General features: G+C 59.3%; 15 protein-coding genes. 9 read left to right on the top strand and 6 right to left on the bottom strand.

Features of this window, described 5'->3' with window-relative positions:
- Positions 1-31 precede the first annotated feature (31 nt).
- Positions 32-1,075, bottom strand: a complete 1,044-nt coding sequence (locus PG871_RS00715) for a TRAP transporter substrate-binding protein (RefSeq protein WP_270725098.1) — start codon at positions 1,073-1,075, stop codon at positions 32-34.
- A 388-nt stretch (positions 1,076-1,463) separates the two neighbouring features.
- Between PG871_RS00715 and PG871_RS00710 the strand changes: the two genes are divergently transcribed.
- From PG871_RS00710 to PG871_RS00700, 3 genes are read left to right on the top strand one after another with little or no spacing between them, the layout of a single operon-like run.
- A complete protein-coding gene (locus PG871_RS00710) occupies positions 1,464-2,168 on the top strand; it encodes an ABC transporter permease (RefSeq protein WP_270725097.1) in 705 nt (234 codons plus the stop codon).
- Positions 2,162-2,881, top strand: coding sequence for an ATP-binding cassette domain-containing protein (locus PG871_RS00705; protein ID WP_270725096.1), 720 nt, complete (start codon positions 2,162-2,164; stop codon positions 2,879-2,881). The genes PG871_RS00710 and PG871_RS00705 overlap by 7 nt, the downstream gene beginning before the upstream one ends.
- Positions 2,878-3,678: a substrate-binding domain-containing protein gene (locus PG871_RS00700; protein ID WP_270725095.1), complete on the top strand. Its 801-nt coding sequence runs from the start codon at positions 2,878-2,880 to the stop codon at positions 3,676-3,678. The genes PG871_RS00705 and PG871_RS00700 overlap by 4 nt, the downstream gene beginning before the upstream one ends.
- Positions 3,679-3,716: 38 nt before the next feature.
- On the opposite strand, the gene PG871_RS00695 is transcribed toward PG871_RS00700, so the two are convergent.
- The 4 genes from PG871_RS00695 to PG871_RS00680 are packed head-to-tail and all read right to left on the bottom strand — an operon-like array spanning position 3,717 to position 6,183.
- On the bottom strand, positions 3,717-4,196 hold the full coding sequence (locus PG871_RS00695; protein WP_270725094.1) for a DUF6505 family protein: 480 nt from the start codon (positions 4,194-4,196) through the stop codon (positions 3,717-3,719).
- Positions 4,196-4,921 (bottom strand): biotin/lipoate--protein ligase family protein, encoded by a 726-nt coding sequence (locus PG871_RS00690; protein WP_270725093.1) that lies wholly within the window; start codon positions 4,919-4,921, stop codon positions 4,196-4,198. Before PG871_RS00690 ends, PG871_RS00695 begins: the two co-directional genes overlap by 1 nt.
- Positions 4,918-5,982 carry an Mrp/NBP35 family ATP-binding protein gene (locus tag PG871_RS00685; RefSeq protein WP_270725092.1) on the bottom strand — a complete coding sequence of 355 codons (1,065 nt, stop codon included), beginning with the start codon at positions 5,980-5,982 and terminating at the stop codon, positions 4,918-4,920. Before PG871_RS00685 ends, PG871_RS00690 begins: the two co-directional genes overlap by 4 nt.
- Complete coding sequence (locus PG871_RS00680; protein ID WP_270725091.1) at positions 5,983-6,183, bottom strand: DUF6494 family protein; 201 nt, start codon at positions 6,181-6,183, stop codon at positions 5,983-5,985.
- Between the two features lie 155 nt (positions 6,184-6,338).
- Here PG871_RS00680 and PG871_RS00675 point away from each other — a divergent pair, with 155 nt between their 5' ends.
- Positions 6,339-6,995: a hypothetical protein gene (locus PG871_RS00675; protein WP_270725090.1), complete on the top strand. Its 657-nt coding sequence runs from the start codon at positions 6,339-6,341 to the stop codon at positions 6,993-6,995.
- Here the strand turns inward: PG871_RS00675 and PG871_RS00670 are convergent.
- Positions 6,989-8,950: a 4Fe-4S binding protein gene (locus PG871_RS00670; protein ID WP_270725089.1), complete on the bottom strand. Its 1,962-nt coding sequence runs from the start codon at positions 8,948-8,950 to the stop codon at positions 6,989-6,991. The two genes, PG871_RS00675 and PG871_RS00670, sit on opposite strands and share 7 nt — an antisense overlap.
- Positions 8,951-9,286: 336 nt before the next feature.
- Here PG871_RS00670 and PG871_RS00665 point away from each other — a divergent pair, with 336 nt between their 5' ends.
- From PG871_RS00665 to PG871_RS00645, 5 genes are all read left to right on the top strand, one after another.
- A complete protein-coding gene (locus PG871_RS00665; RefSeq protein WP_270725088.1) occupies positions 9,287-9,844 on the top strand; it encodes a DUF3305 domain-containing protein in 558 nt (185 codons plus the stop codon).
- Positions 9,841-10,461, top strand: a complete 621-nt coding sequence (locus PG871_RS00660; protein ID WP_270725087.1) for a DUF3306 domain-containing protein — start codon at positions 9,841-9,843, stop codon at positions 10,459-10,461. Before PG871_RS00665 ends, PG871_RS00660 begins: the two co-directional genes overlap by 4 nt.
- Positions 10,458-11,066, top strand: a complete 609-nt coding sequence (locus PG871_RS00655) for a TorD/DmsD family molecular chaperone (RefSeq protein WP_270725086.1) — start codon at positions 10,458-10,460, stop codon at positions 11,064-11,066. Before PG871_RS00660 ends, PG871_RS00655 begins: the two co-directional genes overlap by 4 nt.
- Positions 11,067-11,119: 53 nt before the next feature.
- The gene (locus PG871_RS00650) at positions 11,120-11,314 is read left to right on the top strand and encodes a ubiquinol-cytochrome c reductase iron-sulfur subunit N-terminal domain-containing protein (RefSeq protein WP_054004312.1); all 195 of its coding nucleotides are present in this window, start codon (positions 11,120-11,122) and stop codon (positions 11,312-11,314) included.
- Between the two features lie 108 nt (positions 11,315-11,422).
- On the top strand, positions 11,423-14,317 hold the full coding sequence (locus PG871_RS00645; protein ID WP_270725085.1) for a formate dehydrogenase subunit alpha: 2,895 nt from the start codon (positions 11,423-11,425) through the stop codon (positions 14,315-14,317).

The following is a 14,317-nucleotide window of genomic DNA, read 5'->3' as shown; positions in this document are numbered from 1 at the left end:
GACGGCCGGTCAAAGCAAGCGGAAGACCCGCTTACATGTTGTTTTTCTTATACTCTTCCATGAGCATTTTGGCTTCGTCGATCATCGCCTGACCATCGATGCCGCGCTTTTTCATGTCAGCAATCCAAGTGGCGTAGATCGGGTCAACCACGGCAGCCCATTCCGCGGCGTCGGCCTCGGACACGGTGAAGATGTTGTTGCCACGATCCGCAGCTGCTTTGCGGGCGGGGGCATCATAGTCTTGCATGGTTTTGCCGGCGAAGACCGAGAACTCAAGCCCGGACTGGCTGTCCATTACGGCTTGTAGATCGGCAGGCAAGCTGTCGTATTTGGCTTTGTTCATCGCCAGAACGAAGGTCAGCGTATAGAGGGCTGTGCCTTCAAATTCTGTGTGATTCTCAACAAGCTCGGGCACTTTCAGAGCGGCGGTGACTTCCCACGGGATCGTGGTGCCATCGATCACGCCTTTGGACAGCGCCTCGGGAACAGCTGGAACTGGCATACCAACCGGCGAAGCGCCGGTGGCCTTGAGCAGTTCGTTCACCAAGCGAGAGCCTCCGCGGATCTTCATGCCTTCCAGATCAGAAGGTTTCGCAACCGGTTTGTTGGTGTGGAACATGCCAGGGCCGTGGACCCATGCGCCAAAGATTTTCATATCTTTGAATTCGCTGTCCTGCATGTGGCTTTCGAACATTTTCCAGTAGGCGTAGCTGCCTGCGCTGGCGTCTTCGACCATGAAGGGCAGTTCGAAGACTTCGGTCGAGGGGAAGCGGCCGGGAGTATAGCCAACCACAGTCCAGACCAGATCGACAACGCCGTCTTTGGCCTGATCCATCAGTCCGGGAGGGGCACCGCCAAGAGACATGGCGCCGAAGCGTTCGATCTTGATGCGGCCTTCGCTGGCTTCTTCGACGTTGTTCGCCCAAGGGTCCAGAATATGCTTTGGCACGTTGGCCTGCGGCGGCAGGAACTGGTGCAGGCGCAGAGTGACCTCTTGGGCCATCCCTGTGCTTGCGGTCATCGCAAGCGCGGCGGCGCCCCCGATGAAGTTCAAAATGTTTCTACGTGTTGTCATGTGATCCTCCCTTTACACAGACGGGTGAGAGACGGCGCGCATGCAGCGCTACCGGGCTCTCAAATTGCTAGTCATTGATTGAGTCGTGACAGGCATATGCCAGTATGAAACGCCGAATTGCCTTTGTCTGGCAACCGTTTGTCGCACCTATTCAGAAAACGCGGTTTGGACCACGCGCAAGACGCCAGGGTCAGATTGTCACTTTGTGCCCCAATGGGTTGGACATTTTGCACCTGTTTGCGCCTCCTGATTGGCAAGATTTCGAATTCGTGCTTCCCTCCCTTGTCAAACCAGCAAAATGTAACAATCAAGGTTAAAACGCCAAAAGTGCCGAGGAGGGCGCGAAAAAGGCGACAAGGCCAAGGGATGGGGAAATTACAACACCACAATGAACGAGATTGTCGAAGGGCTGCTGAAGGCGGGCCAACTTATCCTCTCACTGGATGCCGATCTGATCGAGATCTCGCTGCGCTCGTTGCGGGTGACGCTGACGGCTGTGCTGATTTCGTCAATCATAGGTCTGCCGTTGGGCTGTTGGTTGGCGGTGCGCAGGTTCCGGTTTCGACGCTTTGTAATTGCCACGTTGAATGCTTTGATGGGCCTGCCTCCTGTTGTGGTCGGGCTGATCGTCTACATTCTGCTAAGCCGGTCCGGGCCGTTTGGCGTGTTTGGGCTGCTGTTTACACCCACGGCGATGATTATTGCGCAAGTGATCATTCTGACGCCACTGATCGCGAGCATTTCGCATCAGGCAATTCGGGATCTGTGGGCGGAGTATCACGACCTGCTGATTTCGCTGAACACCACGCGTAGACAGCGTATCGCGACCTTGTTGTGGGACGGGCGGCGGGCGTTGCTGACGGCGGCGCTGGCGGGGTTCGGGCGCGGGATTGGAGAGGTCGGCGCGATCATGATTGTGGGTGGCAACATCGACCACGCAACACGGGTTTTGACGACGGCGATTTCGCTGGAGACCGGCAAAGGCAACTTTGCGCTGGCATTGGCGCTTGGGTTTGTCTTGATCGGGTTGGCGGTCGCCGTGAACCTGATCATCCATAGCCTGTCGCGCACAGAAAGGAGCGGAAGATGGTAGATGCTGCGATCCTTCCGCTGACAGTCACCAAAGCCGTTGTCCGGCGGCGGGGCAAGGTGCTTGTTGGGCCAATTTCCGCTGAATTAGAGACTGATGGGCTCACAATTGTGATGGGGCCGAACGGGGCGGGAAAGACCACGTTGTTGCGTCTTTTGCACGGCATGGAGCGGGTCAGCAAAGGCCAGTTGACGTGGCAAGTGCCCGAGCCAATGGCGCGGGCGGCGCAGGCGTTTGTGTTTCAGACGCCAATCCTGATGCGGCGGTCGACCTTGGACAACGTGGCCTATCCGTTATTGGTGCACGGGGTTGCACAAACAGATGCGCGGGCGCGCTCGGCAGACTGGTTGGAGCGGGTCGGATTGGCTGACAGCGGTAGCAAACCGGCGCATGTGTTGTCCGGTGGCGAGCGTCAGAAAATGGCATTGGCGCGGGCGTTGATCCGCGAGCCGCAGATTGTGTTTCTGGATGAACCTTGCGCCAATTTGGACGGGCGAGCGACCCGAGAATTCGAAGATTTGTTGGCCGAGACCCGGGCCGAAGGCACCCGTATCGTGATGGCCACCCATGACATTGGACAGGCACGGCGCTTGGCAGAGGATGTCTGGTTTATCCACCATGGCCTCATTCACGAAGCCGCCCCAGCGGAGGCCTTTTTCGCGACCCCAAAATCCCCGGAAGCGCGCGCATTTATCCAAGGAGACATTGTCGAATGACAATCAGAGCAGTTTTGGCCGCAGCCGCGTTGGTTGCGACCGGTGGCATGGCCGCAGCGGACACCATGAAGATGGCGGTCACGACCTCGTTTCACAACTCGGGACTGGCCGACGTTCTGTTGCCGGAAATTGAGGCCGACCTGGGGCTTGAGGTTCAGTTGCTGGTGGTTGGCACAGGGCAGGCGATCCGGCTGGGCGAGGCTGCCGATGTGGACGCAATTTTGGTGCATTCCAAGGCTGCGGAAGAGGCGTTTGTTGGTGCAGGTTACGGCACGCACCGTACAGAGATCATGTACAATGATTTTGTGTTGATCGGACCCGCGAGCGATCCGGCAAACATCTCCGATGCAGGATCGGCGGCGGAGGCTCTTGGTGCCATTGCAGCGACTGAAGCGCCATTTGTCAGCCGCGGCGATGACAGTGGAACTCACAAGAAAGAGCTGTCGCTTTGGGCGGTCTCGGGCGAAGTAGAGCGGGACGTGTCGTGGTATCGCGAGGTCGGCGCGGGCATGGGTGCGGCGTTGAATACGGCGTCGGGCATGAACGCCTACATCATGTCGGATCGGGCCAGTTGGCTTAAGTTCGGCAACAAGGGCGATCTCGCGCTCTTGTTTGCGGGTGATCCAGTGTTGTTCAATCAATACTCCTATCTGCCAGTGAATGCAGAAAGGAACAGTCATGTAAGGGCGGGTTTGGCGGCGAAGCTGGAGGCGTGGTTGGTCGGTGAACGCGCAAAAGAGTTGATTGACGGGTATCAACTGAACGGAGAGCAGTTGTTCACATTCAACGCAAAATAGGCATCTTGTGCCGTATTAGAGACTGTTTTTATTGTGGCTTATTCATCCGGCACGGCATGCACCGCGAATTGATCAAGCTCGGCCTCCGCCGGTTTGATCGCGCTGAATTGCTCCCGCACACCAGTGTCTGACAGCTCTCGGATGACAGTCAGAAGCGTGTTTGGGTCATGTTCATCACACAATTCAATCATGTGGCGCAGCTCGTCCCGAGCGACGGGCAAAGCAGCCTCAAGCGACGGCGCGCCGTAGAGGTCGACGAAATGTTTCGCCAGCGCTTGTTCCAAAGTGGCCAATTCGGCTTCTTCGATGGCGGTCACGGCCACAAAAGTCACGCGGCCAAAGGTTTCAACACCGAGCCAACCGTTGGCAAAAGCTTGGCGGGCTTTGCCGGTCAGGTCGCCGTCCCCCCAGTTGGAGAATTCGAAGCCACCGCTGATGGCCCATTCGCCGGTGCGGGCTGGGTTAAAGAAGATGCGTTGGTCGCTTTCGTCAAAGTGGATCGCGCGGGCGAGGTGCATCAGGTGTCTCCTTGCAAGAGGGTCGAAAGCGGAATCAGGCCAGTGGTGTCGTCATTGCGCAGCAGCATGCCAAACCATTCGTCAACGCCAACAAACAGGCCGTCATAGGCGGTGTTGCCCAGTGAAAAAGACACGTCTTCGCCTAGTTGGCGGACAAGGCCGCGCCATTCATCGTTCAAAGGTTTTGTGCCGGCATCTTCCATGCGGTTGATCCAGACCAGCGTGTGGCGCACCCAGGCGGACAGAAGATCCTCGGGCGGGATGTCAACGCAGCCTTCTTCGAAGAGGCAGGTTTGATTTGGCGCGTTTCCCGGTGTGTTAGGGTCGATTGGCAACAGTGGCAGCTGCAGCCCGACGACCAGCCAGTCCGGTATCTGAACGGGATCGGAGGAGGACGCGGCCACCTGCATATGTCCGCAGCTGGCACCATTCACATAGACGCCACCGGTCCAGTCCAGATGCACGCCGACTTCGGGCGGGGCCAATGCGCCAAGGGCGTTCTGAAAGCCGATGCCGCAGCAGATCATGACCGACATGGCCTGTTCAAGCGGGACCTCGGGGGCGAAAACAATCGCGGCGCGCAGTTGATCGGCGGCGATGTTGTAGACCACAAGCCCCGCGTCGCAGCCCATCGTCGCTTGTAGCTGAGCCTTGGCAAAAGGATCAGCTGCGCCGGTCAGGCCAAGCCCCTCAAAGAGCGGCGGGAATTGCGGCGTAGAGGTCATGCGTGACCGCTTTCGATCAGAGTGCGGGCCAACGTGCGGAACGCCTGTGCCTGCGGTGCGTTTGGTTTGCTGACCACTATGGGCGCGCCGCCGTCGGCGGCAATGCGAATGTCCATGGAAAGCGGGATTTCCGCCAGCAACGGCACGTCGAGTTTTTCGGCCTCGGCCGCGACGCCGCCATGACCAAAGACGTGTTCCTCGTGGCCGCAGTTGGAACATATATGCGTGCTCATGTTCTCGATCATGCCAACGATGGGCGTGCCGAGTTTTTCGAACATGTTGATCCCTTTGCGGGCGTCCAAAAGGGCGATGTCCTGCGGCGTGGAAACGATCACGGCGCCGGTCAGTTCAGCTTTTTGAGCAAGCGTCATCTGCACGTCGCCGGTGCCGGGCGGCAGGTCGACGATCAGCACATCCAGCGCGCCCCATTGCACCTGATTGAGCATCTGTTGCAGCGCCCCCATCAGCATCGGGCCGCGCCAGACCACGGCCTCCTCTTCGCGGGTCATCAGGCCGATCGACATCATCGTCACGCCGTGGTTGCGCATGGGCAGTATTGTCTTGCCATCGGGGCTGGAAGGTCGGCCGGAGACGCCGAGCATCCGCGGCTGCGAGGGGCCGTAGACATCAGCATCCAACAAACCCACGCGGCGGCCTTCGGCGGCGAGCGCGGCGGCAAGATTGGCGGAGACGGTGGATTTTCCAACGCCGCCTTTGCCGGACGCCACGGCCAGAATACGGTCGATTCCCGGTATTTTCTGAGGTCCTTGCGGCTGGGCCGGACGGTTCGCTTTTAAATCGGGCGGTGCCGAGGGCGCGGCGTGGGCAGTCATCACAACGGAGACTTTCTCCACCCCGTCCAGAGCCATGATCTTGTCTTCGGCCTCAGCCTTGATCGGGGTCAGCGCCGCAGCGTGAGCGGGGTCGATTTCCATCACGAACCGCACCTCGCCGCCGTCCACATTGAGGGCGCGGACCATGCCGGAGGACGCCAGATCAGCGCCGCTGACCGGGTCTTTCAAGCTTTTCAGAACATTGAGAACTTCGTCACGAGTTGCCATTCAGTCGCGTCCTTTGATTTTGCCGGTGACGACATGTTCCATGTCCAGCCCATCGATTGTGAGCACCATTTTGGCGGAGAACTCTTTGCCCGCCGTGGTGTCCGATCCGGCGGAGCGCATGGCGTCTTCGATGGCCTGTTGGCTGGTCACGCCAACCTGCTTGAGAAACTTGCGCATCGTCATGTTGAAATCTTCGCTCATCGTCTCGGTCCTTTTGTGGCGATTGCCCCATGTTGACGCAAGGAGAGTGTCGCATCTAGGCTTGGTGCATGGGATTTGTTCGGTTTCTTTGCTGCGTGTGTGTCTGTTTGGGTTTGGGTTCCGGGCCACTTTCGGCACAGGGCAAGACACTGACGTTGTCCGCGCCCCCTGAGGTCAGCGACAGCGGATTGTTGGCGTTCATGTTGCCTCGGTTTGCGCTGAAGCATGGTGTGCGTGTCACGGTCGTCGAGAGTGACGCGGAGGCGGTATTGGGGGAGGCCGGCGTGCCGGTCTTTGCCAAGGAAGGTGTCGGTGTCGGGCTGGTTCTGACCACGGACAGCCCGCACGGCGAAACCTTCGCGGCATGGCTGACCAGCGATATCGGATTGCGCACGGTGCTGAGCTTCAAAGTTGATGGGGACTCGGTGTTCTCCGAACCGGTTGTGGTTCAGGAAGAGGTCGCGGAAGTTGCGCTGAGCGGGGATGCGCGCCGTGGGCAGGACGCCAGTTTGCGGGCCTGCGGACGGTGCCACGTGATTGGCGAGATCAACCGGATGGCGGGGATCGGATCGACGCCGTCCTTTGCCGTTTTGCGCACGATGGGTGACTGGCAGGAACGGTTTGAAATCTTCTATGTGCTGAACCCGCACCCATCGTTCACCATCATCCCCGAAGTGATCGAGGAATTTGACGAAACGCGGCCATCGCCCATCGCGCCCGTGACGGTCACCTTGGAGGAGATCGAGGACATCGTGGCCTATGTCGCGGGGATTGACCCTGCCGACCTTGGGGCGCCCATCGCGCATCAGTGATCCCGACGCTTGGACAGGTAATCGTCCGTTGTGCGCACGCGGGGGCGTTCGCCGGACGCAAATGGGTTGTCCTGTTGATGGAACTGCGCATTCACACGGCAGTCTTCGCACATGCGGATCATGCGGGCGGCGTCTGAGGTGGCGAACATCGCGTGTTTGCCTTCGAGCTTTTCGATGATGCGCTCAACGGTGGACTTCACACCAAACGGCTTACCACATTCGACGCATTCACAGGGGGCTTCTTCGTGCACAACCTTTTGTGACAGAGCGTCGTCGGCGGTGTTGAGCTGAGGTTGCAACGTGATCGCGTTTTCAGGGCAGACGTGGGTGCACAGACCACATTGCAGGCAGGCGTCTTCTTGAAAGCGCAATTGCGGCATGTCGGGGTTGTCGCCAAGCGCGCCAGCCGGACAGAGGGACGCGCAAGACAGGCAGAGCGTGCAGGCGTCTTTGTCGACCAACACGGCGCCGTAAGGGGCGTTTTCTGGCAAAGGCAGCGGTGCAGCGAGGTCCGGTTGCAGGGTTTTCACAGCGAGGCGCGTGACCTGACGACGCGTGCCAAGCGGCAGGATAGGCTCGATCAGAGGGGCTTTGGTTGTGACGCCATAGAGTGCGTCGCAAAGTTGGGCCGGCTCTGAGGGTTCCAGAAGGCGCAGAGCTTCCGGGGTTCCAGACAGCGCCTGTGCCAACCCCAGTTCCGTGTCGAATGCGCTGCGGTCTGTGGTTGGCGCCGCGAGGATATCAACACCTGCAAAGCCGCAGGCCATTGCCGCAAGCATTTCGGCGTGGCCAAAGCCCGAGACCCGTTCCAGATCCATCGGGATCACGTCGGCGGGCAGGCCGCGATCAAACCGCGCGGCCATCGAAATGATTTCAGCGCCGAAATCGCGGTCATGTACCAACAGGCGCGGTTCCGTGCCGCCCGCAGCCCGAAAGGCGTCGGCCAGACCAGCAATGCGGGTGAACAAAAAACTGGTGGGCGGATCGTCGTAGGTGATGGCGCCAGAGGGACAGAGCGCTGCGCAGGATCCGCAACCGGCACAGATGTTGGGATCAATGTCGATGTGATCGCCATCAGGGCGGATCGCAGATGTGGGGCAGGCATCCAAGCATTTGGTGCAGCCGGTTTGTTCGGCCCGCGAGTGGGCGCAGATGGTCGGGTCCAGCGCCAGAAAGAAGGGTTTTTCGAAGGTGCCGACAAGGTGGGATGCTTCGAGAATGGCGGCACGCAGCGCAGGGGCGCTGCCCGGATCGGCGTGCAAGTAGCCTTCGCGTTTTTCATGTGCGGGGAAAAGCGGTGGGTCTCGGCGCAAGTCAAGGATAACGTCGCATTCGGTGCGGCCGCCATCACGCGCAGGTCCAAAGGAAAGCGCTCCGCGGCCGGAGGGTTCAAGTTGTTGTAATGCGTCGATCTGAACAGTGAACCCGCCGAGCGCGCCTTTGGCGGACTTCAGGCGACCCGCGACCACGTCAAAGCTGCGATCAAGCGGGGCATCGTCAGGGTTTTCCAGCAAAACGGTGACATTGAGATGGTCTTTGAGGTCGGCGGCGGCCTGTAGCGCGGCCTCGGGTGCGCCGAGGATCAGGCACAACCCTTCGGAGACGATATCAAAGGTCTTGACCGGCGGGGACGGACGCAGGGCGTCTGCCAGAAGGGCGGCCTGTTTTGGGCCGGATTTTGCGGCCTCATCAGACCATCCGGCGCGGTCACGCAGGTCGACAAAATGCGGTTCAGGCAGATCCAGATCAGCTGCCATTTCGGTGAAGAGGGCGCGTTCTTGCTGGCAGGCGATGATTGCGTCGCCACCCGAAAGCGCGGCTGCGGCTGCGTCAGTCTGATGGGTGCAGAGCCCGGTGTAGAGCTTGGAGCAGGTGATGCCGTCAACGGTCGAAAGCGCATCGGAATGCACGTTAGACGTGTTTGAACAATCACATAGAATCAATGATTTGGGCATGGGGTCGTCTGGCTCCTCCGGCTGCAATCTCCCGTTTGCGGGGGTCAGAAAGGCATGTTTCCTGAGCCACGTAAACCCCTGCATCCCGCGCAGGTGGGCGTCTGAGGGGTGGAGATAAAGCCGAGTGATTCTATGGGTTATTGTCTTGCGGGGACAAACTGTCCCTGCCTTCCCTAGGGGCAGAGGTCAGAAGCACAAAATGTCCAGTTATTTGCCTCTGCCGTACATTTTTTCTGAAATCCTTTGGCAAACTCGGTCTACGCTGGGATCATATTCTGGATCAAAATATTTTTTGACGTCCGGCGATTTGGCCGGATTGGGAGGAAGACGATAATTATGCGGCAAGCGCCAGTCTCTTTGCCTTTGGGCATCGTGGTGCGCAGGACGCCTTCGGTCAGCCGGTGGGCGCCTTGGGCGTATAAAGCCGTGAGCGTTATTCCCGGCGCGGGGGCTGCTGAGTGGCAGGTGCTGCGCGAAGACGGCGATGTTGTCGAATACCACGCTGCAACAGTCCCGCTAGAGTTGTGGCATACCGATACCGAAGCATATTTGACTGGCCTGTCGGCACGCGTTCCGAGCATTGGTGTTGTGATGCGCGATGGTGCGGAAGGCGACACAGATCATCCTTATGACGTGTTGTTGGCGACGGCGTCGCCTTACGAATGTCAGGACTATGCAGACAGCGGCGAAGAGCTGTTGGAATTGGTGCCAATGCCCGAAGGTTTGGTGGCGCTGATCCGTGATTTTGTTCAAGAGCACCACGAAGAAGAGGTGTTCGTGAAGCGGCGGCGTGACAAGTCGCGGGTGGACGGAGTTGAAGACGGGCGCGGCGATCCACGGATTTCGCAGCTGTCGGATGTTTTCCGCGCGCCGCGCACCGGGAGGCCAAATTGAACGGCGGCGGTGATTTCTGGGCGCGCCGTAAGGCTGCGGTTGCTGCCGAGGCAGAGGCCGAAAGCCGTGCTGAGGTGCAAGCGGTCGAGGCGGAGGCGCAAGCGGCGCTGGAAGAAAAGCCTGACGCAGAGATTCTGGCGGAGCTGGAGTTGCGCGACCCTGACGATATGCAGGCGGGCGATGATTTCTCGGCCTTTTTGACCAAAGCTGTGCCGGAGCGTTTGCGGCGGCGGGCGTTGCGCAAGCTTTGGCTGACCAATCCGACGTTGGCGAATGTCGACGGGCTGGTGGACTACGGAGAAGATTTCACCGACAGCGCCATGGTCGTTGAAGGGCTTCAGACCGCGTATCAAGTCGGCAAGGGCATGCTCAAACACGTTGAGGAAATGGCCCGAAAAGCAGCGGAGGCTGATGGTGACCTTCAGGACACCTCGGGTGAGGGTGAGCCGGAGGAAGAGAGTCTGGAATTGGCGGACGCCGAGCCGGAGATTGTTCCGATTGAGCCGGCTTTTGTTGACCAGGACGAAGAGACTGAGCCGGAGGAGATGGCGCCAACGTTGCGCCGCCGGATGAGATTTGAATTTGCAGATGCCGCCCCCGCGATGGAGAGCCAATGACTGATACTGCTGTGCAACCCACTATTGCCGAAGAGGATCTGCTGCGGGCAGATCTTTATGATTTCCTGTCCGCGCTTTTGGCGGGGCCAGCCGACAAAGGTTTGTTGGAGCGCACAGCCGGACTCGCGGGCGATGACAGCGATTTGGGACAGGCGGTGAGCACCTTGGCCCGCGTGGCGAGGGCGACCAACGTCAAAGCGGTGGAAAGCGAGTTCAACGCGCTGTTCATCGGGCTTGGACGGGGCGAGTTGATGCCTTTTGCGAGCTATTATTTGACCGGATTTTTGAATGAGAAGCCGCTGGCGAGTTTGCGCGCGGATATGGCCGGGCTGCGCATCACGCGGGCGCCCAACGTTTACGAACCCGAAGACAATATCGCCAGCCTGATGGAGATGATGTCGGGCATGATCCGTGGCCGGTTTGGCGCGGCGGTGCCTGTGGCCCGACAGAAGGATTTCTTTTTTCGCCACATCGCGCCTTGGGCCGAACACTTCTTTTCCGATCTCGAAGCCGCGCAAAATTCGGTGCTGTATGCGCCGGTCGGCACGGTTGGCAAAGCCTTCATGGCGATTGAAACGCAGGCATTCCGCATGGGGGCGGAGTGATCTGAAAGACCCCGAAACCGCCGGACCCCAACCGGCCGACCAAGGAGGAAGCAATGAGCAAGACTGCAGATGACACTGGCACTTCGCGCCGCGATTTTCTGAAAATCGCAACCGCGGCAGCGCCTGCTGCGGCAGCCGTGGCCGTTATGGCGCCTGACAGCGCCGAAGCACAGCCTGCTGATCTGTCCAGCACCAAGATGCAGGACACGGCGCATACCCGCGCCTATCTCGATAGCGCTCGGTTCTAGCCGGACGACATCACCCCGCCCCCGACCACCGGTTGCGTGACGCCCACCGGTCGGGATTTCGTGAATACCGAGCCAGTCCCCAAAGCGGGACAGCAAGGGAGGAACACAATGCTTAGGAAAAAGACCAACGGGGTTGCGCGACGCCCCCAGCGGACAAGTATCCTGTCTGCCGCTGCTGAAAAATCAGTGGATCGCCGCACGTTTTTGCGCGGCTCCGGTCTCGCCATTGGCGGGCTGGCAGCGATTGGTGCCACAGGTGGCACCGTTACACAGGCGCAGGCGCAAGACGCCGCCAACACCGCCGTACAAACCGTAAAATCCGTCTGCACCCACTGTTCTGTGGGCTGTACGGTAGTTGCCGAAGTGCAAAGCGGCGTTTGGATCGGGCAAGAGCCCGGTTGGGACAGTCCTTTCAACCTTGGCGCCCACTGTGCCAAAGGCGCATCGGTCCGCGAGCACGCCCATGGCGAGCGCCGCCTGAAGTACCCGATGAAAAAAGAGGGTGGTGAGTGGAAACGCATCAGCTGGGAGCAAGCGATCGACGAGATCGGCGACGGCATGATGAAGATCCGCGAAGAAAGCGGCCCTGATAGCGTATATTGGCTGGGGTCTGCCAAGCACAACAACGAACAGGCGTATCTGTTCCGCAAGTTTGCCGCATATTGGGGCACCAACAACGTGGATCACCAGGCGCGTATCTGTCACTCGACCACCGTTGCCGGTGTGGCGAATACATGGGGCTACGGCGCCATGACCAACAGCTACAACGACATTCATAACTCCAAAGCCATCTTCATTATTGGCGGCAACCCAGCCGAGGCGCACCCTGTCTCGCTGTTGCACGTGCTGCGCGCGAAAGAGCGCAATAACGCACCGCTGATCGTGTGTGACCCGCGGTTCACCCGCACGGCGGCGCATGCAGATGAATATGTGCGGTTCCGTCCCGGCACCGATGTGGCGCTGGTTTGGGGGCTTCTGTGGCACATCTTTGAAAACGGTTGGGAAGACAAAGAATTCATCCGCACCCGTGTTTGGGGCATGGACCAGATCCGCGACGAAGTACGGAAATGGAACCCGGAGGAAGTGGAACGTGTGACCGGCACACCCGGCACGCAGCTGCGCCGTGTGGCGCGCACCTTGGTGAACAACCGTCCCGGCACCGTGATTTGGTGCATGGGTGGTACGCAACACACCAATGGCAACAACAACACCCGTGCGTATTGCATTCTGCAATTGGCCCTTGGCAACATGGGCACCGAAGGCGGCGGCACCAACATTTTCCGTGGACACGACAACGTACAAGGTGCGACCGACCTTGGCGTTCTGAGCCACACTTTGCCGGGCTATTATGGCCTGTCCAAAGGGGCGTGGGCGCATTGGGCCCGTGTTTGGGAAGAAGATGGCGAGTGGCTGGGCAACCAGTTTGCCAAGACCACAGGTGCTGACGGCAAGGAAAAGTCGCTTCAGAACCTCACTGGTATTCCGGTGTCGCGCTGGATCGATGGCGTTCTTGAAGATCCCGAGAACATGGACAACCCCGACAAAGTGCGGGCCATGGTGCTTTGGGGGCATGCGCCCAACAGCCAGACACGCGGTAAAGAAATGAAAACCGCGATGGAGAACTTGGACATGCTGGTCGTGGTTGACCCGTATCCCACGGTCTCCGCCGTTATGCAGGACCGCACCGATGGTGTGTATCTGTTGCCAGCGTGTACCCAGTTTGAGACCCGTGGTTCTGTTACCGCCTCTAACCGTAGCTTCCAATGGCGCGACGCCGTTGTGGCGCCGCTGTTTGAGAGCAAGCCGGACCATGAAATCATGGGCATGTTTGCGAACAAGTTTGGCTGGGCCGACCGGTTCTTCCGCAATATCGAGATGGAAGACGAAAACACACCCAACGTTGAAAGCGTCACGCGCGAGTTCAACAAAGGTCTGTGGACAATCGGTTATACCGGACAATCGCCGGAGCGCATCAAGCTGCATATGGCGAACCAGCACACCTTTGACCGCACGACGTTGCGCGCCAATGGTGGGCCTGCGGATGGCGACTACTATGGTCTGCCGTGGCCGTGTTGGGGCACCGCAGAGATGAACCATCCGGGCACGCCGAACCTTTATGACATGTCCAAACGTGTCTCTGAGGGCGGACTGACATTCCGTGCGCGCTTTGGCGTGGAGCGGGATGGTGACAACCTGTTGGCCGAAGGTGTCGCAAGCCTCGATTCCGAGATCCAGGATGGCTATCCAGAGTTCACCATGCAGATGCTGATGGACCTTGGTTGGGATGGCGATCTGACGGATGAGGAACGTGCATCGATTGACGCCGTGGCTGGTCCCAAGACCAACTGGAAAACCGACCTTTCGGGCGGGATCCAGCGGGTTGCGATCAAGCATGAGTGCGCGCCCTTTGGCAACGCCAAGGCCCGCGCGGTCGTGTGGACCTTCCCGGATCCGATTCCGCTGCATCGTGAGCCGCTGTATACGCCGCGTCGCGATCTGGTGGAGGACTATCCAACCTATGAGGACCGGAAGTTCTATCGTCTGCCGACCATGTATGCCTCGATCCAGAAGCAGGACTTCAGCAAGGATTATCCAATCGTGCTGACCTCCGGGCGTCTGGTGGAATACGAAGGGGGCGGGGATGAAACCCGATCCAACCCGTGGCTGGCGGAACTGCAACAGGACATGTTTGTCGAGATCAATCCGCGTGATGCGAATAATCTTGGCGTGCGTGACCGGGCGCAGGTCTGGGTCGAAGGGGCGGAGGGCGCCAAGGTCAAAGTTATGGCCATGGTCACCAACCGCGTCGGCGAAGGCGTTGCCTTTATGCCGTTCCACTTTGGCGGTCACTTCGAAGGAGAGGATCTGCGGAGCAAATACCCCGCCGGTGCCGATCCATATGTGTTGGGTGAAAGCACCAACACGGCGCAGACCTATGGCTATGACAGCGTGACCCAGATGCAGGAGACCAAGTGTACTCTCTGCAAAATCTGGGCAGCATAA

The organism is Shimia sp. Alg240-R146 (genome assembly GCF_947331465.1).
GTDB lineage: Bacteria > Pseudomonadota > Alphaproteobacteria > Rhodobacterales > Rhodobacteraceae > Shimia.
Note: the sequence above shows the minus strand (reverse complement) of the source record. Positions and strands in the feature narration are given on the sequence as shown.

Excerpts from the sequence above, each read along its gene's own strand:
- PG871_RS00715 (WP_270725098.1), bottom strand. The coding sequence starts at position 1,075 with ATGACAACACGTAGAAACATTTTGAACTTCATCGGGGGCGCCGCCGCG.
- PG871_RS00710 (WP_270725097.1), top strand. The coding sequence starts at position 1,464 with ATGAACGAGATTGTCGAAGGGCTGCTGAAGGCGGGCCAACTTATCCTC.
- PG871_RS00705 (WP_270725096.1), top strand. The coding sequence starts at position 2,162 with ATGGTAGATGCTGCGATCCTTCCGCTGACAGTCACCAAAGCCGTTGTC.
- PG871_RS00700 (WP_270725095.1), top strand. The coding sequence starts at position 2,878 with ATGACAATCAGAGCAGTTTTGGCCGCAGCCGCGTTGGTTGCGACCGGT.
- PG871_RS00695 (WP_270725094.1), bottom strand. The coding sequence starts at position 4,196 with ATGCACCTCGCCCGCGCGATCCACTTTGACGAAAGCGACCAACGCATC.
- PG871_RS00690 (WP_270725093.1), bottom strand. The coding sequence starts at position 4,921 with ATGACCTCTACGCCGCAATTCCCGCCGCTCTTTGAGGGGCTTGGCCTG.
- PG871_RS00685 (WP_270725092.1), bottom strand. The coding sequence starts at position 5,982 with ATGGCAACTCGTGACGAAGTTCTCAATGTTCTGAAAAGCTTGAAAGAC.
- PG871_RS00680 (WP_270725091.1), bottom strand. The coding sequence starts at position 6,183 with ATGAGCGAAGATTTCAACATGACGATGCGCAAGTTTCTCAAGCAGGTT.
- PG871_RS00670 (WP_270725089.1), bottom strand. The coding sequence starts at position 8,950 with ATGCCCAAATCATTGATTCTATGTGATTGTTCAAACACGTCTAACGTG.
- PG871_RS00665 (WP_270725088.1), top strand. The coding sequence starts at position 9,287 with ATGCGGCAAGCGCCAGTCTCTTTGCCTTTGGGCATCGTGGTGCGCAGG.
- PG871_RS00655 (WP_270725086.1), top strand. The coding sequence starts at position 10,458 with ATGACTGATACTGCTGTGCAACCCACTATTGCCGAAGAGGATCTGCTG.
- PG871_RS00650 (WP_054004312.1), top strand. The coding sequence starts at position 11,120 with ATGAGCAAGACTGCAGATGACACTGGCACTTCGCGCCGCGATTTTCTG.
- PG871_RS00645 (WP_270725085.1), top strand. The coding sequence starts at position 11,423 with ATGCTTAGGAAAAAGACCAACGGGGTTGCGCGACGCCCCCAGCGGACA.